Source organism: Klebsiella sp. MS 92-3 (assembly GCF_000195655.1).
In the GTDB taxonomy this organism is placed as follows: Bacteria; Pseudomonadota; Gammaproteobacteria; order Enterobacterales; family Enterobacteriaceae; genus Klebsiella; species Klebsiella pneumoniae.
Map to the genome: position 1 here is coordinate 31,345 of NZ_GL882847.1, position 225 is coordinate 31,569.

Consider the following 225-nt stretch of genomic DNA (forward strand, 5'->3'; position numbering starts at 1 on the left):
CCCCCCCCCCCCCCTTTCCATTTCTGTGATTTGCCTTTTGTCGACTATCCGCACTGACGCTATCGTGACCTTGCTGTCTACACACAAGGAGATATCAGCATGAAATATGGAATAAAAGCACTGATGGCCGCGGGCGTTCTGGTTTTTGCGGTAGGGGTACAGGGGGCGCTGGCGGCACCCGCCAGCGGCAAAGCGGCGGGGGATAAAGAAAAAGTGCAGGGGGCC

The 225-nt window shown here is 57.3% G+C and carries 1 pseudogene; it reads left to right on the plus strand.

The features are described 5' to 3' along the window. Positions 1-99: 99 nt before the first annotated feature. Positions 100-225, plus strand: a pseudogene (locus HMPREF9538_RS0128280) (competence protein ComEA); the annotation flags it as partial.